Here is a 22,486-nt window from a genome sequence, read left to right on the forward strand (position 1 = left end):
TTTTTATTCCTCCTTAAATAATTTTCTTTGAGCCAATGCAATGATGATTAATATTAATGCGAATACAACCGTTATGGCACTTGAGTAGCCAATTTGACGATATCTTGTTCCCTGTTCAAACATGTATAATAAGATACTAGCTGTACTGCCATTTGGTCCTCCATTTGTTAATACTAACGGTTCTATGATGATTTTAAATGTCCCCGTTGTTACAACAATCAGTACAAATACGAGCTGCCCCTTTATACTAGGAAGTGTAATATATTTAAACTTTTTCCAGCCATTTGCACCTTCTATATCCGCTGCTTCGTACAGTGCTGATGGAATATCCTGTAGTGCAGCCATTAATATTAACATTTGAAAACTTATACCTTGCCAAAGAATAATAAAGGAGATGGTTGGGAGTGCTAGATCAGAATCGGTAAAAAAGCCTTGCTTGTTAAAGCCTAAATCAGCCAAAAAAATGTTAATAATCCCCACACTTGGATCTAGAATGTTTTTCCATAGTAAAGAAACAACTATAATGGATAATATATATGGTGAAAAGAATACAGTTCTAAAAAAGGTATTCACTTTTGATTTTTTTGCAATTAAGATGGCTAAGAACAATGATAAAGCGACTTGAAGTGGGACTATATAAATGACATATTTAGAAGAGTTAAAAAAAGCGTATCGTGCATGATTGTCTTCTACTATTTCCATGTAATTATCAAATCCAATAAATGAGATATCATTTGGTTTCAGTAGGTAATAGTCTGTAAATGAAAAGCCAACTGCAAGTATTAATGGATAGATTACAAACACACCTATTAAGGCAAATGCTGGAAGTAAAAATAAAAATTTACTACTAAAAAAGAATTTCAGTACTCCGTATTTATTTATGTTTTTTCTTCCTTTATTCATATAAATACCCCTTAATAATAGTAAGTATACGACTTCTCGTATACTTACTATTATTCTATCAAATTTGTTTTTTACTTAAATCTTGAAGCTTCACGTTCAGCTTTATCCACTGCATCCTGAACTAAATTCTCAACAGAATCGCTACCTAAAGCTATTCCTTCTATAATATCTCCTAATACATCTTCAAGTACTGGGAAAATAGGTGATGTAGGTTTAACATGTGCAGTTTCTACTAATTGATCTAACATTAATTTTCTAGGATACTCACTATATGTTTTCGACGAAGCTAATAGTTCTTTATGACCTGGAATTAGTCCAGCATCTTCTTCCATCGCCTTAGCACTATCCTTATTTGTTAAGTGAGCTATTAGCTCGGCTGTAAGTTCAGGATATTTTGTATTTTTCGTCGCAGCAACATACCAACTGCCATGTGGTGCTGAGTTATGCCCCTTTTTCCCATATGGATAAGGCATTAATGACCAATTCAAATCTGGATACTCTTTTGTAAGTACATCAATCACCCAAGGTCCTTCAAAACTAATTGCTGCTTTTTCCGTAGCAAATGCATTTTCCCTAGCAGTTGGTGAAACAATTCCTTCTCTAAATAGAGTATTGATAAAGTTTAGAGCTTCCATTGTATTTTCACTATTTAAATAACCATCTGTGTCTAAGCCATTTTCTCCAACTAATTGCGCATCATTGGAAAAAATGATTGGAGAGTGTGCATACATTTGCCATCCATTATTATCAGGGTACATATGCACTGGTTCTTGCCCCATAAATTCTTTGAGAATTCTAGTATTTTTCAAAAATTCATCATAGCTCCAAGCTAAATCTAATGTCCAATTTCCATTCTCATCTGCTGGAATATCTATTCCCGCAGCTTTAAATAAATCTACATTGTAGAATACAGGTGCTGATAAATCAAAGGATTGCAACGCGTATAAATCATCTCCAACGCTTCCAGCCTTTACGATTGTATCTAAATAAGAATCAATTACATCTTTTCCTAAATACTCATTTAAAGGCAAAAGAAGATCTGAATCAACATAAGACGCAGTGTACACGCTTTCAAGAGTAATTACATCTGGTAAATCTCCAGTTGTAATGGCAGCGTTGAGTCTATCATTATATCCACTTCCCTCCCCGGTTTTTACGATATGTTCAACGTTTACCTTTACATTTTTATGTTGTTCTTCAAATTCTTTAGCTCTTAAATCATAATTTTTACCCTCTTGATCCTCTGCAGGAACATGTACCCATACTGTTAATTCTTTTGGCTCATTATCATTTGTTGAATCTGCACTATTATTCGTAGAATTAGTACAAGCAGTTAAACCGAAAATAAGGGCTGAAATCATAAAAAAACTAAATAATTTTTTCAAACGTCTTCCCCCTCTCTTTTTGATGGAAACGCTTCCAAAAAAGTTAAATAATTAAAGGGCAACGCCCCTAATTTAAATATGGAAATGTTTCCACCCATGCTTTCAGTATAGTAAATACATTCATTTTTGTCAATCAGCTTTTTATTACTTTTCTTCTTTTGTTATTATAATGTTGTATCCCCCTTAAATAATACTACTGGATGAATAACAGGTTCAACTTGAACCCCATTTATTCTTTTAAGGACTAATTCAACTAAACTTCTCCCCATTAATTCAATTGGTTGCCTAATAGAAGACAGTCTTGGTCTTAGAGCTGAATAGGTCTCGATTCCATCATACCCAATAACAGAAAGCTCTTCAGGTATATTTATATTATGTTCAATGGCAAGCTGTACGAGTTTCAGTGCCATGATATCATTCTCCACAAATACCCCATCTATATCCTTATAAACTTGTAAAAACGTAGTTAAAAATGCAGTTTCATCCTTAATGGGATCCTCTTCAATATAGAGAGTACAGTTTGTTCCATTCTCTTTTGCAGCATCTTCAAAGCCTTTTCTTCTTTTTTCTACTTCCGTTATTACAGTTTTCGAAAAAGTTCCAATATAAGCGACATTAATGCATCCAGTATCTTTCAACACTTGAAAGGCTAATTGACCTCCATCATAATTATCACTTGAAACATAAGGTATATTTTCTCCAATATGACGGTCCACTAAAACAATTGGCATGGAATTATTAAGTTCATTTCCAATTGAATTATAGGAGATTCCAATAATACCTGATACTTTGTTTTGTTTGAGCATGTTTATATATTTAAGTTCTTTTTCGATTTGTCCGCTAGAGTTACAAAGCATCATATTGTACCCATGTTTATCAAGCTCATCCTCAATATGAAAAGCTAGCTCTGAGAAAAACGCGTGATGTATCGAAGGTAAAAATAATGCTACGATCTTACTATCTTGTGTCACAAATGCTCTTGCCGTTTCGTTTGGAATATATCCTAATTGTTCAATAGCATCAAGTACTTTTTTTTTAGTTACTTCACTAACATATCCAGATTTATTGATAACTCGAGAAGCAGTTCCTAACCCTACTCCTGCCAACTTTGCGACATCTTTTATGGTTGCCATGCAATCACCTCAAGTAAAATCATATCATATGTGGAAACGTTTCTCGATTTAATTTTCTAAAGTGTGTTGCTTAGTATAAAAATAAAAGTTTGCAAACAAAATGACACTTTCAAATAATCCTTAACTAATTAACGCTTTAACAACTAAAATAGGTTTATCATATACTAATCCAAAATTACCAACTTCTCCTAAAAGTTTGTACTCATTATCTGAAACTACAAAGTTACTTTCAACAATTTTTGGAAGTATATTTGTTCCCTTATTCTCATTTTTTGTTTCATTTTTAGAACATCCTATAAAACCTATTAAAACTAATATAGTACATAATACACTCATAAATTTTTTCATAGTTTATTTTCCCATTTGTATTTTTATAACTCCATTTTACATTTTTTTCTATTTTACTAAAACAATTTCTTTTGTATTTTTTCGATTAATTTAGGGTGTTTTGTTTGTTCCACTTGAACCAGCAGAAGGCATTGATTTTGATTATAAAAATGCATCCAATGCCAAAAGTGCTGATAAACGGACAGAACCTAACCATCTATTACAGGTGGGCAATCTGTAGAATCAATTAAATTAAGAATTATTGCTAGGAAATGTGTTGGTTTAGAATAAAGTCTAATTAAAAGAATGCTGCAAACGTTGATTTCACAATAGAAAAACCCACACATTTTGAAAAAAGATTGATCAAAATGTGTAGGTTTTAAAAACGGTTAAACTTTATCCCACTCTTAACGGGCAGTAAGACCCCCACCTCGGGGATGCTGAGGAATCGAGGAAGCTAGGTGTTGAAACTCGCCCGTAAAGGTCCGATAAGTTCAACTAACCATCAGTGGGGGATGAAGAAAACCCCCACTGATGGAAAGGTTCACTTTATTTCAAATATACAAAATGGTCCATCCATTCGATTAGAAATATACTAATATTAGTTTTTTTCATTTATTTGAATAAGTCCGTTGATAAATAACGCAATCCTGTATCGGGTAAAATGACAACAATTCTTTTCCCTTTATTTTCAGGGCGTTTCGCTACTTCAATTGCTGCAAATAATGCTCCTCCTGATGAAGTTCCAACGAGTATCCCATCTAATTTTGCAGCTATACGAGCATGCTCATTTGCCTGTTCTGTTTCGACGCTAATGATCTCATCAATAATAGAACGATTTACATTATCGGGAACTTTTTCATCTTCCATATCAGAAAAACGGTAAACACCAGTAATTTCTGGAATATCAGGATCTTGAATTGATGCAATGGAATTTAATCCGGGTTCAACAGCTACAATTTTAATATTTGAATTTTGTTCCTTTAAAAATGCCCCAACCCCTGAAATAGTACCACCTGTTCCCACTGATGCAACGACTATATCCACCTGCCCCTCAGTGTCTCGCCATATTTCGGGGCCTGTTGTATCAAAATGAATCTGAGGATTTGCCTTATTATCCAGTTGATTTAAAAAGACAACGTCGTCTTGTTTTTCAATAACTTCCTTTTTATAAACATTAATAGCTGCAACAAAATCGCCATCGATTTCTTCGGCAACCGCTGCAATTTCAGGTACTTCAAGAAATGGGATCACTTCTCCTCCATGTGCTTTTATTGCTTTCGTTCGTTCTTCACTAACATTATCTTGGATAAGGACTTTTAATTTATAGCCTTTTGCTGCTGCAATTGCTGCCAAGCCAACCCCAGTATTGCCGCTGGTAGTTTCAACAATTGTGTGTTCCTTTGTTAATTCACCATTTTTCTCTGCCTGCTCAATCATGGAAGCTGCGACACGATCCTTAATGCTATTAGATGGATTAAAATACTCTAACTTAGCAATAATTTCTGCTTTAACATCCAGTTTTTCTTCTAGGTTGACTAATCGAAGCAATGGAGTATTTCCAATTAATTGTGTGATAGACGTATAAATAGGTTTTGTTGCAACTTGGCTCATAAAACCCTCTCCCTTTTCCTTTTAATAGCTCTATTAAACTTGCCTGTTGATTGCAGTGAGGGGCGTCCGCTTTCAGCGGGCGGTCCGTGAGCCTCCTCGGCGCTTTGCGCCTCTGGGGCCTCCCACTGACTCGCTTTTCCCGCAGGAGTCTCACGCCTGAAACGAAAATCAACATAGTGCCAAAATCAACAACGAGCTTTAACATAGCCTTTTTAATATAAATGGCATGAAACGTATTGATCTATACTAAATTCCTCAAGTATAGGTTCTTTCTGTTTACATATTTCTTTTGCAAAAGGACAACGACTGTATAGCGGGCAGCCACTCCACTCATCTGCTGCACTTGAAATTTCTCCTTCTAGCAATAGAGGCTCTCCTTGCCTTTTGTAGGTTGGAATAGCCGAAACAAGCGCTCTTGTATATGGATGAAGGGGAGTCTCATATACATGATGTACATTGGCAATTTCGATAATTTCCCCTAAATACATTACTGCTATTCGATCACTCATATAATGTACAACATTCAAATCATGTGAAATAAACAAATAAGTTAGTTGATATTTTTGCTGCAAGCTTTTTAATAAATTCAAAATTTGTGATTGAACGGAGACATCTAATGCAGAAACTGGTTCATCTAGAATCAGCAATTTGGGTTTTAATATAAGAGATCTTGCAATGCCGACACGCTGCCTTTGTCCTCCGCTTAGTTCGTGTATGTAGGCATCACGATAGCTCTCATCCAATCCAATATCATTCATCATTTCGTTTACCCTTGCTTTCCTCTCTGCTAGTGTTCCGATTTTTTGAATAATTAATGGATCTTCGATTAATTTTGAGACTTTATGTTGTGGATTTAATGCGGAAAATGCATCTTGAAAAACATATTGTATATCTTTTTTTAGCAGCCTTTTCTGTTGGATGGTCATACCTCCAATTACTTGGCCTTCGAATATCAAATCTCCTTCGGTAGGTTCTAACAATTGGCCAATCAACTGGCCTAAAGTGGACTTGCCACTTCCACTTTCCCCGACCAGCCCTAGCGTTTCTCCTCTTCTTAACGTAAGACTTACATTGGAAACTGCGTGCAACTCTTTGGTTTTATATAGCCTTCCCTGTGTATATGTTTTTTTTATGTTCTCCACTTTAACTAGAAGATCTTGCGTACTCATCATTTCCCTCCGCAATTTCACTAAAGTAGCAACTGACATCATGAGCATCAGAAACTTTTGTAAGTTGTGGCTTTGATTCAAAGCATTTTTCGATTGCCAGTTGGCAGCGACTAGCAAAGGGACATCCGCCTTTTCGTTCTTGAAGCGGTGGTACAGTTCCTGCGATGGAATAGAGCGGTTTCCCCTTTTTATCCGGTGAAGGGATTGATTGCATTAGCCCCTTCGTATATGGATGACTAGGGTTTTCAAAGAGTTGTTCTGTCGTGCCAATCTCTACTATTTCTCCAGCATACATAACCGCTATCCGATCACACATTTCACCCATTACACCTAAATCGTGGGAAATGAGTACTATTGTCGTGCCTTGCTCACGCTGTATTTCTTTTAATAATTTTAAAATTTGTGCTTGGATCATAACATCTAAAGCAGTTGTTGGTTCATCCGCTATCAGCAGCTTTGGTTGACAAGCAATGGCAATAGCAATCATCACACGTTGCTGCATTCCCCCTGATAGTTGGTGAGGGTACTCATAAAGTAATTGATCAGCACGCGGTAAACCTACTTTCTTCATAAGCTCAATCGCTATTTCTCTAGCTTCCTTTTTGGGGATTTTTTGATGCGTACGAATGATTTCCATAATCTGATAACCTATTGTTAATGATGGATTTAAAGAGGACATCGGATTTTGAAAAACCATCGAGATTTCATTTCCTCTCATTTTTTGCAATTGATGCTTTGGCTTGTTTAACAATGACTGTCCTTCGAACACGATATCTCCCTTTGACGCGAACATTGTTTCAGGCTGTAAACCCATAATGGAATTTGATAATACGCTTTTTCCACATCCTGATTCCCCAACAATACCAAAAATTTCCCCTTTTTGAACCGTTAAGGATAGTCCGGAAAGAACAGGGAGTCTATTCCTATTTTGTTTAAGTTGAATGGTCAGGTTGCGAATCGATAATATTTCTGGCATTTTTTCATTCTCTCCATCCTCCAAAATAATCTTTACTCCGAAAAATCATGTAAATCTCTTATCCCGTCACCTAGCAAATTAAATCCAAGAATGGTTAGCGTTAACATAAAACCTGGCGCTAAAGTATACCAAGGAGCTAACTTAGCAAACCCTTGCGCCTCATTTAACATTCTTCCCCAGCTTGGATCAGGGGGCTGAACACCCAGCCCTAGATAACTTAATGCCGCTTCTACCAGTATCGCAGTGGAAAAACTAAGAGAAGCAGTTACGATAATAGAAGAAACAATGTTTGGTAAAATATGATGAAGGATGACACGAAAATTACTAGATCCAAAATTTCGTGCAGCCCTAATGAAATCCATCTGTTTATACTTAATAAATCCACTTCTAATGACGCGAGAAAAGCTTGGGATCGTCATAATACCAATTGCAATGACCGTAATCTCTAAAGCAGGTTGAAAAATTGCTACTAAAATAAGTGCTAATAGAATTCCTGGGAATGCCAATAATGCATCAATTATTCTCATGAGCAATTCATCAACCCAACCTCCAAAATAACCAGCCGCGGCACCTATTAAAATCCCGAACGACAGTCCAATTAATACTGCTCCACCGCCAACGATAAACGCAGTTTGAGATCCTTTCATCACTCGACTTAATACATCGCGTCCAAAATTGTCCGTTCCCATTAAATAATGGCTGTTTGGCTCAATAAGCCTATCTTCAATATTCATTTGATTAACATCATATGGCACATAAAAGAAGCTAATAAGAAAAATGAATAGTAAAAAAAGTACAATCGCTCCTCCAGCTATTAGATTAAATTTTTTGAACATTTTACCTCACTTCCTTACTTCCATTTGATTTTTGGATCTAGATAGCGGTAGGAGAGGTCGACTAATAAATTTACAATCACTGCAATCATTGCAATAATAATAACCATCCCTTGAACAAGTGGAAAATCGCGATCTCCAATTGCCGAAATAAGCATTCTTCCGAAACCTGGCAATGCATATACTTGCTCAATCACAAGACTCCCAGCAAGAATTTCTCCAAAGTTCAATCCGGCGATCGTAATAACAGGTATCAAAGCATTTTTTAATACGTGCCTAAACAATACAGCTGAATCTTTTAAGCCTTTACTTTTAGCTGTCCGCACATAGTCAAAATTTAATTGTTCTATTATCGTTGTCCGCAAGTACCTAACAAGCACTGCTATTTGAGGAATGGATATTGCAATAGCTGGAAATAGCAATGATTTAAAAGCTAATACAGGATTTTCAGACCACGGCACATAACCGCCTACTTTAATCAAATGAAAAAATACACCAAAGATCATAATTAATAATATCCCCATCCAAAAGGATGGAATAGCAAGACCAATTTGGGTGCTAATAGAAATGAATAGGTCTAGAAATTTCCCTTTATAATTGGCAGCAATTATTCCTAGTGGAATAGATACTAGAATCGTAATAATAATGGCGATGCAAGCTAAGGAAAATGTTACACCTATTCTTTCACCAATAAGTGAAAGAACAGGTTCTGAAAAACGCAGTGACTCTCCAAAATCTAGTAGAAAAACTCCCTTAATCCAATGTATAAATTGTTCAACTGGTGTCTTATCGATTCCAAGCTTTTGTTCCAATGCTTCAATTTGCGCAGGCGTTGCCTCTACTCCCAAAATAATATTAGCTGGATTACCTGGAATGATTCGAAAAGCTAAAAAAACGAGCAGGACGACAAGTAATAATGTTAATAAGGAGCTTAATGTTTTTTTTAGTACATAATCCATTCCATGCCCTCCGATTATTATTTTTCAATATATACTGATGATAAATCTTGAACATAGATTGGATATGTTTTGTATCCCTTAATCGTATCTTTAAAGGTGACATTTGTATAAGGATCCATAATGAAAACAGCTGCTGCATCCTCTGCAATAATTTTTTGAGCTTCTTTAATGAAAGAAATTCGTTTATTTTCATCCGTTTCAATTTTGGCTTGATCTAATACTTTATCTAGCTTAGGATTCTTGTAGTTTAAAAAGTTATTATCAGATATTGAAATATAACGACTTAATATTTCAAACGGGTCAAGCTTTCCGTCTAATCCAATAATCGTAGATTCATAATCGCGCCCTTGATAAACTCTTTCTAACCAAACTCCCCACTCAACCGTTTCAATCTTCGCTTTAATTCCTACCTTCTCTAATTGATTTGCGATTACCTGTGCTGTATCAACATGAAATGGATATACGGAAGGAACTGTAATGGTAAGTTGGAATCCATCTGGCAACCCAGCTTCAGCTAGTAATTTCTTCGCTTTCTCTATATCTGTTGGGTATAAGTCTTCTAAGCTATCGTTATAGAATTTGCTTAATTTAGGGCTTAAGTTAGAACCAATTTTTGTCCCTTTGCCTAGAGCCACTCCTTTGATAATTTGATCCTTATCCACTGCATAATTAATTGCTTGACGAACTTTACTATCATTAAATGGTTTCACTTTATTATTAAAGGCTAATAGCTGAACTAAGTTTTGCTCGTTGCTAATTGTTTTAAAACCAGTGGTTAATTGTTCTGCTTTTTCCGTAGCAATCCGTGGATAAATATCAATTTCACCAGATTGCAAAGCTAAGAATGCTGCTTCTGGGTCTGGCAGAATGCGGAATTCTACTTTATCTAAATAGGGAACTCCTTTGATATAGTAATCTTTATTTTTTTCCACAATTAAATGCTGGCCTGCTTTATATTCTACAAATTTAAATGGTCCCGTTCCGATTGGAGATTTATTGCTGTCTTTGTAATCGGCTGGAATAATAGGCGCCGTAAAAGCTGTAATAATTGCCGCTTCATTTTCTTTTAACTTCACAACAACTGTTTTATCATCTGGTGCTTCAATCTTTTCAACATTGGCAAAGCTAGCGGATAACGGTTTCCCTGAATCCAAACCAGCAAGCTTAGAATAAGAATAGACAACATCTTTTGAAGTTAAGTCTTGACCATTATGGAACTTGACTCCATCACGAATAGCAAATGTATAGGTTAAGCCATCCTTTGAAATTTCGTATGATTCTGCAATGGCTGGATCTAAGCCTCCATCTGTATTTGCTTTTAATAATCCCTCAAAAATATTAAACGTTACTTCTCTTGTACCAGCAGCTTCTGCTAAATGTGGATCTAAATAATCCAAATCTTGAGGTATTGCAACTACAATGCTCCCACCTGATTTCGGTTCTGATTCAGCTTCTTTATTATCCTTTCCATTTTCGGCAGCATCGCTATCCAAGCTACTACTATTACTGCAGCCCGATAACAAAACGAAGCTTAAAACAAACAATAGTAACGCAGGTAACCATGTTCTTTTTCTTGTATATAAAGTCATCATTCATCCTCCTCCAAATTCCTAATTTATACACGTATGGCTTTTAATAATGATGGCAGTTCATTAATAGACTCTAGGGTATGTGGATAGTGAAGCTCTTCAATTCCTTTCTTTTCAAATCGATTAATCAAATATGTTTTAAGCCCTGCTTTCGCACTTCCAACAACATCGTGATAGTAATTATCACCAATATAAATACTTTCCTCGCTTTTTGTTTTCCCTTGCTTAAAAGCAAGTTCAAATATCTGTTTACTTGGTTTTTCGATACCAACTTCTGATGAAATAATAATATCGTCGAAATAGTCAATTAACCCATAGTATTCTAATAAAGGGCGTGCACTCTTATCCCAATTACTAATAACACCAAGTCGATAACCATCCTGCTTTAACGTATGAAGCACGTCTTTTGTGAAGGAAAAAGGCAGCCAGTACGGTTTTGTTTCCTGAATTTCTTTTTGCATAAAGCGGTTTTGAGATTCTAGATGAAATGCAAGTTGTAAATAATGATTTACTACGCCCAAATACCATGGATAAAAATGGTCTGTTTTTGTTCCGAGGATGCCCGGATACTCACGCATAAATAATTTATCAGCATAATGATAGGCTTCTTCAATTTTTTGGATAGGTATATGAATGTTATGTTCTTTCAAATATTGATCATATACCTTTTCACGCTGCTGATATAACAAGGTATATCCGATATCAAACCATATATATGTATATTTCAAGATCTACTATCCTCCTGTTTTTTTATGGTTTAGGGGACGGAGCTTCGCTCACGCCACCTTTATTAGGTTTGAGTCTGCCTCTTTTCTTTGTTAGATGGTGGAGACGAGGGACGAGTCTTCATGTGAGTTTTTAATGGTAAATCGTATATTGGATGGGTATTGTTCGTTATGGTATACCGTTTGGGTAGCTGTTTTAAACGTTAGTTCAGTGACTTCATCCAATGGCAAAAACTGATTGCAATGTCGGTCAAATGTTGGGAACAATGTGCTTGTTATGTTTAGTCGGATAGCATGCCCCTTTTTAAAACGATGTGCAATGGAACCAGCTGAAATGTCCAATTGATATACCTTATTAGGAATTAAGGCTTCACGCTGATCTATTCCATTTCGTGCACTTGCACGAAGCAGTCCTTCTGCAACATTGACAGAGCGGCCATCAGGAAAAACATCTATAAATTTAACAGCAAAATCCGTATCTTCTACTGTAGTGGAAATGTATAATTCTCCGTTCACCTCCCCTACTACATCTACATCTTCTGTTAGAATATCAGATGTATACACAAGTACATCATTACGGATTTCAATAGGCTGTTGATTTTGTGCTCCCATCGGTGTCTGTACGGGATCTGGTCCAGAGCGGCCACCAATTGCAGGTACATAGATGGACGGATGATATACATAAATATCTTTTTCACTATTTTGTTCTGATATTTCCTCTGCCAGTTTTCCTGAACCATTAATTGAATTTGCTCGATCTTCACTTGATAAGTAAAGAACTCTACTTTCACTCTCAGGCAAAGGCCAGTGTTTCGACACATGCCATTCATTTTCTCCTGTAATGAAATAACGAACAGGGTCTTCTTCCCACGCCGTTGGACTATCCTTCAACCACCTGTCAAACCATTTAATTTGTATTTCGTTAACACGATTTTCTGCATTTTTGCCAAAATCAATTTGCCCTACATATCGAGACCATGGCATATGATACCAAGGTGTTAAAATTAAGTATTGATTTTCTCTTGCATTCTCATTTTTGCTTTTTTCTTTTATTCCTTCATAATTTCCAATCGTTTTATCCACATACATGTCATACCATCCACCTAGATGTAAACCAGGAACCAAAATATTTTCATATAATGAGGACGAATCTACTTGTTTTTCATGTGCTTGTTGAATCCACTTTTGATAGAATGGAGCAAGCTCATTTTTGATAATCGGTACGTCTTGCAAAGGCAAGTATTTATATAGTTCTTGAATATTCGTTGTCGCAAGCTGTTGAAGCCATTTCACATCTTTTTTTCTGATTGCTTCATTTTGACTAACAAAGATCGCCCAAGACAAATTTTGAGCTAATGGAAAAGCGCCATTCTCTGAAACCTTTATTGAATTGGATCCACACATAAATGGTGCAATACATGCAAGGTGAGGAGGCTGCTCTGCCGCTGTCAAAAGTTGTGAAAAACCGATAAATGAAAATCCATACATTCCCACCTTTGGAATGGTATAAGGTAACGTTACTGCCCATTCAATGGTATCGCATCCATCTGTTCCTTCGTGAACCAGTGGATTAAATTCCCCTTCAGACGACCACCGTCCACGTGTATCTTGAACAATAACAACATAACCTTGCTGTGCATACCAAATTGGATGTGCATAATTCATTGTTTGTGCATCTTCTTTGTTGTAAGGCGTTCTTAATAGTAGAATCGGATAATCAATTTGGTCATTTGGCCGATAAATATCGGCATATAATTTTGTACCATCTCGCATACTGACTGGTACATTTTGTTGGCGGATAATTCCCTTCTTCATAGCCACTTTATTCATCATCATTACGTTGTTTTCCTTCCGCATATCATATTTATACTATGGATTTAGTCAGTTTTAAAAACATGTAAATCCATATATTTAGATGTAGGCATTATCTTTAAAGATCATATCTATAACACATAACAGTAAAATCAAGAATGTCGTAGTCATATTCAGGGCTTCGTACAAACCCAAAGCGTTCATACAATCGAATCGCATCAGGCATTTTTTCTGAAGTATGTAAATATAAAGCAGAAGCACCTTTCACTCTTGTATAATTAGTGCTGGCTACTAGCAATTTCCTTGCAATACCACTACGTCTTATTTTTGGATGTACACCGAGTAAGCGAACAACCGGAGCATTTATTGGAATATTTAAATCTCCATAAGCATGAAAACCATCCGTGAATATTTGGAGTGTCCCGACGACTTCATTTTCCATTTTGGCAATTAACACTTGATCAATTAAAGGATTGTCAAGTGAAGCACGGATATGTTCTATATAATCATAGTACTCTTGAATATTGGTATAACTGTTTTTATATTGCTCGTAACTCAAGACCAATACTCCAACTGCCTCCTCCTTATCCTCTGACGAAAGTTCTTCAATACTGATGTCGAGTTGATTCATTCGTTCCTCCTTTTCAACACACACTAAATATCATTTTCAATAGTTAATTAACTATCAATTGATTTTTTTTAACACATTTTCCATCCTCCTTTTATATAAAAAAACACATTATTATGATGCGTCCAGAGTGTAGACAAAGTAGTATTTGCACAAACTGCAGGCTGATCGAAAACGTTTATATTTCGAGGCGTGAAGCTCATGACGAGGAGCGAAGTTACCGTAGTTGGGTAATGAGCATCCGAGTAAGGCGAACAACGAAGAAATCGAGCGTTTGTCGACAGCCTGAACACATTATTATGATGTGTCTCCAATAGTCTGGTCATCATATTCCATTTTTAGTGTTAAATGAACATTAACTTATACGATAAGATTCTCCTTGCACAATTCCATCTAAACAAATTGGATTAGTTGTTTATAAAAATATGATAAAGGAAATATTTACAAATGTATAATCAGAAATACTAATGCTATAGTTTAGAAAATTTAAAACATAAACCAAAGTCTATATCACCACTAAAAGAGTTTAATAGGCAAAACAACAAAAAAGTCCTCCTCTAAAAAAAGGAGATTGCTCCCCGAGGTCACTGAAAAAGTGAATGCTATAAAATATAGATAGTGACAATCCAAGCAATGCAGGGGTTTTCGTTCGGTTTTCCGAGGCTGTAACAATCGGCTTTTGCATTAACGATGACATGACCTAATACTTCAATCCCTAATACTTAGCCGCATTCTACTTATCTTTTCGTTATCGTTATATCTTCTAAAGAAGGACTCACAATGATGATTCACTGTTATTAAGAATCGAAGCTTTAAAAACTTCCATCGGAATGACTAAGGAGACACTCAACCATTTATGTGTGCATCAATTGTAATCGAATCAGCATGGTTAATTCCTTCTACTAATTCTTTATACCTTGGTGAACAAGCTGCAAATCCTCCAAATGCAGCGTCAACAGGTAGCCAGAAATGATAGCTTTCTTTTAATTTACCGTGTTCCAACATAGACTAATGAGGAATGCTTTTTTATCTTTGTCTAAAATCAACATTTGTTTAACAATAAAAAAAATATGAAAATAAATAAATTTTTATTGTAAAACGATAATTGATGTGTTAAATTCAAATTGAAAATAAATAAGTGAGGTGCTTTTTGTGAAACGAGGAACAACATTGTTTTTAAAGATAGCTGTTTTTCTTATTGGAACTCCAATTCTTGCTTTATGTATATATGGGTTACCTTTGTTAGCTAATAATCCAGTAAATCCAGATTATGCCCATATACTATATCCTATTATAATAGGTATGTATGTAGCAGCGATACCGTTCTACTTTGCTCTTTATCAAGCTTTTAAACTTTTAACTTATATTGATAAAAACGAAGCTTTCTCAGAATTATCCGTTAAGACTTTAAAGAAAATAAAATACTGTGCTTTCGCAATTAGTACGGTGTATGTGGTGGTTCTTCCGTTTATTTACATCTTGGCAGAAAAAGACGACGCTCCAGGTGTCATGTTAATCGGTATGGTCATTATTTTTGCTTCTCTAGTGATTGTGTTCTTTGCTGCTGTTCTCCAAAGGCTTTTACAAGAAGCGATTAATATAAAATCTGAAAATGATTTAACGGTTTGAGGTGAAAACAATGGCGATTATAATTAATATTGATGTGATGCTGGCGAAAAGAAAAATGAGTGTAACAGAACTTTCAGAGAGGGTTGGAATAACAATGGCTAATCTTTCTATCTTGAAAAATGGAAAGGCAAAGGCAATTAGATTATCCACTTTAGAGGCGATTTGTAAGGCTTTAGAATGTCAACCTGGAGATATTTTAGAATACCGAAGTGATGATGACGCCGAAGATTAATAAACTGGAATATTTAACATTTAGAAGGAATGAAAGTCATTCGGTGGTGAACCTATGGACTTAACCCTAAATCTATTTAGCTATTATCCAATTCAGGACTTACAGATATGGAGAAAAAACCTTTGGAGGCACAAATCATGAGAGCATTAACACAACTCGTTCGTTTTGGTTGGGAGCAGGCCCTATCATGTTTGTTTCCTGTCGTTATTTTTGCCTCTTTGGCTTTTACAAAAATCATGCCACTTCCCTTCCTACCACGGTATGACTGGCTGTTTATCATCTGCCTTCTGATGCAGTGGTGGATGGTGCGTTCTGGTCTTGAAACACGGGATGAACTTAAGGTTATTACCTTGTTCCACCTTATTGGACTTGCTCTTGAACTTTTCAAAGTACATATGGGCTCCTGGTCTTATCCAGAGGAAGGATATTTCAAAATTTTTGGAGTGCCTTTATATAGCGGATTCATGTACGCAAGTGTAGCGAGTTATCTTTGCCAAGCGTGGAGGAGGTTTAAGGTTGAACTGGTTAAGTGGCCACCGTTTTTGGTAGTTGTACCTCTTGCAGCTGCGATTTATTTGAATTTTTTCACCCACCATTATTGGATTGACGTTCGCTGGTGGTTATCTGGACTTGTAATTATCGTCTTTTGGCAATCATGGGTCACATACGAGGTTGATAGAACTCGTTACCGTATGCCACTCGCACTTTCTTTTGTGCTCATCGGATTTTTTATATGGATAGCCGAAAATATCGCAACGTTCTTTGGAGCTTGGGAATATCCAAACCAAACCGATGCATGGAGTCTCGTTCATCTAGGAAAGGTGAGTTCATGGCTCTTATTAGTGATTGTTAGCTTTCTTATAGTAGCAACGTTAAAGCAGGTTAAGGGAAGAATTCCACTAGGATAGATACTAGTCAATTTTTATAACTGTTAAGAACCCTCTTAAAAAAAGTCGGATCCTTAACATAGTAGGGGATTCGAACTTTTTTTAGGTTGAAGTTCTCCTAGCGTACAAAACTCCGAATTAGATAAATGGGAAAAAGCAACTTTTCGAATGTTGCTTTTTTCTTTATAAATAGCTTTTGATAATACTGCCGTGTACATCTTTATTTAATAGCAATACGTGCCCTTATTTTTATTATCCAACTAAGTGTAGCCTATCCAGTGCCCTTAAAGAAAAAAAAGTTTGAAGAAGAACAAGAAAAAAATGAAGGTATATCATAAAATGAATTAAAACAAACCTGGAGCGAATATACGGAAGAAGTAGTAAAAAATGCAGACGTTGAAATAGTAAATTAAATAAAAATAGCTAGATAATGAGAAGGCGGTTGGTTCTGTTAGAAAATACCACGAGTTAGGAAGATACAAAAAAATTTTTGAAATCGAAGAAATTCCCTCGATCTTCTCTATATTTTACGAAAGTATGTAATGACTATTCTTAATCTAATCCCAATTACTGCCTTCGGGATTCGGTACCAGCACCCTAATAGATTACACCCTTGCACCGGTCACACCATCCTTAGAGCCGTTATTTCTAAAGCGGCTCTCTTTATTTGAGTCATTAAATAAGATGCAAAATTTAAACATATCTAAGTATAAACACATCTTAAGTGTGGCAATATTGCTTCCACTATGAAAACAGGCTCTTTCATAAAGCCAATCCATTCTAGTATCATGATTTGACATGACCTGGTGAACTGGAAATATGCATTTTTTGTTCCATATTGGTTTCTTTTGGTAACCGAGATGAAGCCCTGGGGACTTTTTGAGATTCATAATTGATCACTTCAGAAGAGTAAAGGTTTACAACCATACTTCCTCTATTTCCTTTAGCACGAATCAATATCGGCTCGTTAAATTTGTTTTGAAAGCGAAAGTCGGGTCCGTACCAGCTTACCGTAGCATCACGCCCGGATGGAACATAAGGTACGTGCCTGCTATGGGAATAACGCTGTACGATTCTTAATCCCGCGCGATCTACAGCATTAAACAATGTTGATGATACTTGACAAATTCCCCCTCCAACTCCTTCAGAAAACTCCCCTCTAACAATAATGGGAGCTCGCCTGTACCCCTTGTCTCGTGTTCTCATACCTACAACTTGATTAAATGAAAACGTTTCATTAGGAAAAACGACGTGATTGTCAATTGCTTTTGCGGCAAGTGAGATATTATGCGAACGGCTTTTATTGTTAGAATTAAAGTATGTCACGTACTGACCAATTTGTTTTACCCGGATATGAGCAAGCAGCTCACTGTCAACTTCCGGATAAATGTTCATTTCCGGGACTTCTACCTTAGAGGATCCTTTCCCAAAGAAATAAGTATAAAACTGCTCCTTAAACCGCTGCTTATTCAGTCTGTGGCCTACCTGTTCTGGGACGATGCCTTCCTGTTCGTTGATCGTAGCATTGATAGGAGCATGGTAAATTTGCTGATCTAGTTTGTTGATTAATTGATTGTATTTTTCGCTATTAACTATTGGAGTACCGGAAAAGGGCATGGTAAAGTTTTCACGGTTAATAACGGCAATCTTCTGCCCTTGCTGAGTCACCGTCAAGCTGTTAGGAAGCTCAACAGGTTGAGCCAATAACAAAAAACTAGCCATCCATATTTGTAACATAAAAGGTCTACCTCCCAACATTAGTATGAACAGGAGTTTACCTTTTAATGTATATCGTGAGGTTGTTTATCAAGAATCCCTCTTTCGATTAAATTTAAGCATGGATTCCTTCCTCTCCATGCTAACATTTCTAACTGGATTTCTATCCTTCTCCCCTTGTTTAACTTTTTTTACTACTCCCCTTCCTTAAATTTTAGAATATTCTTAAATATTTTTTGTCTTTTTTTGTTTTTTTTTGTATGTTCCATAATAGAATAAAAAAGAATTTTTACATAAATTTAACAAACCTTACATAAATCATTTTTCATGACAAGTGTTATATTTATCCATATGGAGGTGATTCTTTTTAAAGACGTTTATTAGTACTGCCGCCATCATAGTTCTAACCAAACATTCAGGCTCACCATTGGATCCCTCTATAAAGAGATAATGGCTTACACCAGGCTACCTTCAAGAAACAAATACTTTCTTATATCTAAAAAAAGACTTTCCTTAACATTGTCAGCATAGTAAAATAACGACATAAATGATCGAAATTTTCAGAAAACTTTAACAAAACTTTCTTTTTCAGGGGGAATGAACAGTGAATTTAACAGAAAAACAACTATTCTCAGAGTATAACGTTACATCATTCTATGATGAGATGTTCTCATCAACTAATGAAGTAAGAGAATATTACAAGCAGGTTTATCAGCAGCTGCAAGAGATGGGATCTGAAGAATTGATTATACGGCAGCTATCCACTGAAGCGCAGATGATGAAGCAAGGAATTACCTTTACGCTATATCATGAGCAGCATGAAGACCCCCTTGAACGAACGATCCCTTTTGATACCATTCCGCGTATTTTGACAGCGGATGAATGGAGCTTCCTTGAAAAAGGATTAAAACAGAGAGTAACGGCATTAAATCAATTTATTTATGATATTTATCATGACCAGAACATTATTCATGACAAGATTATCCCTAGGAAGCTGATTGTCACTAACTGTTACTTCCGTCCAGAAATGATGAATGTACAAGTACCTAAAAATACGTATATAACCTTATCCGGCATTGATTTAATTCGAGATGAAAATGGGGAGTTCTTTGTTTTAGAAGATAATTTACGGACACCTTCTGGCATCTCTTATTTGTACAAGAATCGTCAGCTTATGAGCCAATGTTTACCTGAGTTATTGTTTCATAATCCAGTTCGCTGTATGGATCATGGATTAAACCATTTATTATCCGGTCTAAGAAGTATGGCTCAAGGCAGCAAGAGGAATCCTAAAGTTGTCCTATTGACACCAGGCCGCTACAATTCAGCTTATTATGAGCATTGCTTCCTTGCTCAAGAGATGGGAATCGAACTAGTAGAAGGCTCAGATCTTGTCGTGATTGATCATAAAGTGTATATGAAAAACTTTCATGGTCTAGAACAGGTAGATGTCATATACCGAAGATTAGATGATGATTATTTAGATCCTCTTGCTTTTCTGCCGGATTCCCTGTTAGGAGTCGCAGGACTAATGAATGCTTACCGTGCAGGAAACGTTACCATTACTAATGCACCTGGTACGGGTGTAGCTGATGATAAAGCTATATACGCCTATGTACCAGATATGATTCGCTATTACTTAAATGAAGAGCCTATATTAAAAAACGTCCCTACTTATATTCTCTCTCGTGAAGATGAACGAGAATATGTTTTGAATCATTTATCGGAGCTTGTTGTAAAAGAAACTTCTCTTTCAGGCGGATACGGAATGTTAATCGGACCTAAAGCAACGGAAGATGAAATTGCTTTATTCGCTGAGAATATTAGACAGGATCCAAGCCGATACATTGCACAGCCAACGATTAAACTTTCTACAGCTCCTTCTCTTATTGGAGAGAAAATTAAACCTCGACACATTGACTTGCGTGCGTTTGTGATCGCAGGAAAAGAAATCAGCGTAGTTCCTGGCGGATTGACAAGGGTTGCTTTGAAGGGAGGATCCTTGGTCGTAAACTCCTCTCAAGGTGGCGGAAGCAAAGATACTTGGGTTTTAGATTAATAAGATTATTTCGAACAGTGAAACACCCATCTCATTTGATTTTTGTAGAAGAAAGGTAGGAATACATAATGCTTAATCGTGCAGCTGAACAATTATTTTGGATCGGTCGATATATGGAAAGAATTCAAAATCATACACGTTTAATTCAAGTTAGTTATCATATGCGACCAGAGTTAAATAGAAATTCTCCCCAAGCTGAATTTGCTTGGGAAAGGCTTTTAGAAAGCTTTCATTGCCAACAGGATTTTTATGAAAATTATTCAGAAGCGAATGAAGAATCTGTTTTACACTATATCACTTTTGACTCATTAAATAGTAATTCCACATACGCTTGCATCAAGCAAGCTAGAACGAATGCTCATGCAGTCAGAGATAAACTTCCAAGCGAATCGTGGGAGACCTTAAATGCTCTCTATCTTTGGATGCAGGAAAAAAATATTAGTGACGTCATTTCGGACACACCCTACTTATTTTATCAAAAACTAAAGGAATGGCTCACTTTATTCAATAACAGCCTTGAATGTTCAATGCTTCGCCAAAATGAATGGCATATAATGCAGATGGGAATTTTTTTGGAGCGAGCCGAGAATACAGTACGAATGCTCGGATCTATTCATCAAGAATTTCTCTATGATTCCGATTTCGTGCATAGCAATGATCAATATTACAAAATGTGTGCATTTTTAAAATCCTTAAATGCCTATGAAGGCTTTCGTACCGTATATGCAGATAATATGGAAGTGGGAAAGATTATAGAGTTTTTTATAAGCTGCTCTGTATTACCACGGTCGTATTATGCTTCATTAATCGCTTTAGAAAACCATTTAAAGGCGTTCCAGCATATACTGCCTCATACTTCTTTATATTACAAAGCGGCGGGGCAGGTAGAAAAATTAATTTCTCACATATCTTATTTAGAATGGCGCCAGATTTCGACTAATTCTTTGCAAAAACTGCTCGATGACTTGCAATGGTCTTCGAGTGAAATAGGAACTCTTATTTCAAGAGCATTTTCACAACAGGAGATGGTAAGAGTATGAAAATTCAAATTTCTCATATGACCCGTTATCGGTATGAAGAACCGGTCTTTAATAGTGTAAATGAAGTTCGATTAACACCTCGTACGAATGATCGCCAATCTTGTCATCATCATTCGGTCTTCATTAATCCAACAGTTCCATTGTTTACATACGAGGACTATTTTGGCAACCGAGTGTACAGTTTTTCTATTGCGGATCCGCATGATGAAATTGTTATCGAAACACACTCAATTGTTGCCACTTATGATGAGCAGATTAAGAATGTGCAGGAATATCCGTTAGATGAGGAGCTGAAAATCCTAGCAAGCGAACAGTTCCAAAACGATTTTGCTGAATACTTGACAAATACGACCTATACATTTCTGACTCCAGAAATACAAGCATTCACTGAAGATACAAAAAACAGTTCAGAAGTTACGAGTGTGTACCAAATTATTGAAAACATCTCTAGATCCATCTATACACAGTTTAAGTATGATCCTGAAGCTACAGATGTTCAAACCACTGTCGCAGACACATTTAAATTAAAACGAGGAGTATGCCAGGATTTCGCTCACTTAATGATTTCCATGTGCAAAAGCCTCGGCATCCCCGCTCGATACGTGAGCGGCTACCATTTCGTTGGTGATCTTCAGGGTGGACATGCTGACTTTGAGCAGGCTTCACACGCATGGATAGAAGTGTACGTACCTGAAATTGGCTGGTTGGGCTTTGACCCAACAAACAACGGAAAAGTCAACTGGCGTTACGTAAAAATCGGCCACGGCCGCGACTACAAAGACATCGTCCCAATAAAAGGCAGCTACCTTGGAGTGGCCAACCAAACTCTTGAAATAGCAGTCGACGTACAAAAACTAGAAAACTAAAAAA

21 protein-coding genes are annotated in these 22,486 nt (G+C 36.3%); 6 read left to right on the plus strand and 15 right to left on the minus strand.

Going from position 1 to position 22,486, the window contains the following annotated elements; genetic code table 11:
* Positions 1-3: 3 nt before the first annotated feature.
* From ACTYBU_RS04355 to ACTYBU_RS04420, 14 genes are all read right to left on the minus strand, one after another.
* Positions 4-903 carry a carbohydrate ABC transporter permease gene (locus tag ACTYBU_RS04355; RefSeq protein WP_445487439.1) on the minus strand — a complete coding sequence of 300 codons (900 nt, stop codon included), beginning with the start codon at positions 901-903 and terminating at the stop codon, positions 4-6.
* Positions 904-974: 71 nt separating this feature from the next.
* The gene (locus ACTYBU_RS04360) at positions 975-2,288 is read right to left on the minus strand and encodes an ABC transporter substrate-binding protein (protein WP_445487441.1); all 1,314 of its coding nucleotides are present in this window, start codon (positions 2,286-2,288) and stop codon (positions 975-977) included.
* A 164-nt stretch (positions 2,289-2,452) separates the two neighbouring features.
* Positions 2,453-3,421: a LacI family DNA-binding transcriptional regulator gene (locus ACTYBU_RS04365; protein WP_445487443.1), complete on the minus strand. Its 969-nt coding sequence runs from the start codon at positions 3,419-3,421 to the stop codon at positions 2,453-2,455.
* Between the two features lie 120 nt (positions 3,422-3,541).
* The gene (locus tag ACTYBU_RS04370) at positions 3,542-3,769 is read right to left on the minus strand and encodes a hypothetical protein (RefSeq protein WP_445487444.1); all 228 of its coding nucleotides are present in this window, start codon (positions 3,767-3,769) and stop codon (positions 3,542-3,544) included.
* A gap of 594 nt (positions 3,770-4,363) precedes the next feature.
* On the minus strand, positions 4,364-5,362 hold the full coding sequence (locus ACTYBU_RS04375) for a PLP-dependent cysteine synthase family protein (protein WP_445487446.1): 999 nt from the start codon (positions 5,360-5,362) through the stop codon (positions 4,364-4,366).
* 212 nt (positions 5,363-5,574) lie between these two features.
* Complete coding sequence (locus tag ACTYBU_RS04380; protein WP_445487447.1) at positions 5,575-6,531, minus strand: ABC transporter ATP-binding protein; 957 nt, start codon at positions 6,529-6,531, stop codon at positions 5,575-5,577.
* Positions 6,506-7,507: an ABC transporter ATP-binding protein gene (locus ACTYBU_RS04385; RefSeq protein WP_445487449.1), complete on the minus strand. Its 1,002-nt coding sequence runs from the start codon at positions 7,505-7,507 to the stop codon at positions 6,506-6,508. The genes ACTYBU_RS04380 and ACTYBU_RS04385 overlap by 26 nt, the downstream gene beginning before the upstream one ends.
* A gap of 32 nt (positions 7,508-7,539) precedes the next feature.
* Positions 7,540-8,343, minus strand: a complete 804-nt coding sequence (locus ACTYBU_RS04390) for an ABC transporter permease (RefSeq protein ID WP_445487450.1) — start codon at positions 8,341-8,343, stop codon at positions 7,540-7,542.
* A 14-nt stretch (positions 8,344-8,357) separates the two neighbouring features.
* On the minus strand, positions 8,358-9,299 hold the full coding sequence (locus ACTYBU_RS04395; RefSeq protein WP_445487452.1) for an ABC transporter permease: 942 nt from the start codon (positions 9,297-9,299) through the stop codon (positions 8,358-8,360).
* Between the two features lie 17 nt (positions 9,300-9,316).
* Positions 9,317-10,888 carry an ABC transporter substrate-binding protein gene (locus tag ACTYBU_RS04400; protein WP_445487453.1) on the minus strand — a complete coding sequence of 524 codons (1,572 nt, stop codon included), beginning with the start codon at positions 10,886-10,888 and terminating at the stop codon, positions 9,317-9,319.
* A 26-nt stretch (positions 10,889-10,914) separates the two neighbouring features.
* On the minus strand, positions 10,915-11,616 hold the full coding sequence (locus ACTYBU_RS04405; RefSeq protein ID WP_445487454.1) for an HAD family hydrolase: 702 nt from the start codon (positions 11,614-11,616) through the stop codon (positions 10,915-10,917).
* 90 nt (positions 11,617-11,706) lie between these two features.
* Positions 11,707-13,443 carry a CocE/NonD family hydrolase gene (locus ACTYBU_RS04410; protein ID WP_445487455.1) on the minus strand — a complete coding sequence of 579 codons (1,737 nt, stop codon included), beginning with the start codon at positions 13,441-13,443 and terminating at the stop codon, positions 11,707-11,709.
* A gap of 100 nt (positions 13,444-13,543) precedes the next feature.
* Entirely contained in the window at positions 13,544-14,056 is a 513-nt protein-coding gene (locus ACTYBU_RS04415; protein WP_445487456.1) for a GNAT family N-acetyltransferase, read from the minus strand.
* A gap of 843 nt (positions 14,057-14,899) precedes the next feature.
* Positions 14,900-15,058 carry a pyridoxal-dependent decarboxylase gene (locus ACTYBU_RS04420; RefSeq protein ID WP_445487457.1) on the minus strand — a complete coding sequence of 53 codons (159 nt, stop codon included), beginning with the start codon at positions 15,056-15,058 and terminating at the stop codon, positions 14,900-14,902.
* Positions 15,059-15,205: 147 nt separating this feature from the next.
* Here ACTYBU_RS04420 and ACTYBU_RS04425 point away from each other — a divergent pair, with 147 nt between their 5' ends.
* From ACTYBU_RS04425 to ACTYBU_RS04435, 3 genes are all read left to right on the plus strand, one after another.
* Complete coding sequence (locus ACTYBU_RS04425) at positions 15,206-15,682, plus strand: DUF2975 domain-containing protein (protein WP_445487458.1); 477 nt, start codon at positions 15,206-15,208, stop codon at positions 15,680-15,682.
* A gap of 10 nt (positions 15,683-15,692) precedes the next feature.
* Positions 15,693-15,914, plus strand: a complete 222-nt coding sequence (locus tag ACTYBU_RS04430; RefSeq protein WP_445487460.1) for a helix-turn-helix domain-containing protein — start codon at positions 15,693-15,695, stop codon at positions 15,912-15,914.
* Between the two features lie 137 nt (positions 15,915-16,051).
* Positions 16,052-16,822 carry a DUF817 domain-containing protein gene (locus ACTYBU_RS04435; protein WP_445487461.1) on the plus strand — a complete coding sequence of 257 codons (771 nt, stop codon included), beginning with the start codon at positions 16,052-16,054 and terminating at the stop codon, positions 16,820-16,822.
* Between the two features lie 765 nt (positions 16,823-17,587).
* Here ACTYBU_RS04435 and ACTYBU_RS04440 read toward each other — a convergent pair.
* A complete protein-coding gene (locus ACTYBU_RS04440) occupies positions 17,588-18,538 on the minus strand; it encodes a VanW family protein (protein ID WP_445487463.1) in 951 nt (316 codons plus the stop codon).
* A 643-nt stretch (positions 18,539-19,181) separates the two neighbouring features.
* Here ACTYBU_RS04440 and ACTYBU_RS04445 point away from each other — a divergent pair.
* The 3 genes from ACTYBU_RS04445 (at position 19,182) to ACTYBU_RS04455 (ending at position 22,482) form a co-directional block, all read left to right on the plus strand.
* Positions 19,182-20,576, plus strand: coding sequence for a circularly permuted type 2 ATP-grasp protein (locus ACTYBU_RS04445; RefSeq protein ID WP_445487564.1), 1,395 nt, complete (start codon positions 19,182-19,184; stop codon positions 20,574-20,576).
* 68 nt (positions 20,577-20,644) lie between these two features.
* A complete protein-coding gene (locus ACTYBU_RS04450; protein WP_445487464.1) occupies positions 20,645-21,616 on the plus strand; it encodes an alpha-E domain-containing protein in 972 nt (323 codons plus the stop codon).
* 17 nt (positions 21,617-21,633) lie between these two features.
* On the plus strand, positions 21,634-22,482 hold the full coding sequence (locus ACTYBU_RS04455; RefSeq protein WP_445487466.1) for a transglutaminase family protein: 849 nt from the start codon (positions 21,634-21,636) through the stop codon (positions 22,480-22,482).
* Positions 22,483-22,486: the final 4 nt, after the last annotated feature.

It is taken from the genome of Niallia sp. 03133, from assembly GCF_052663225.1.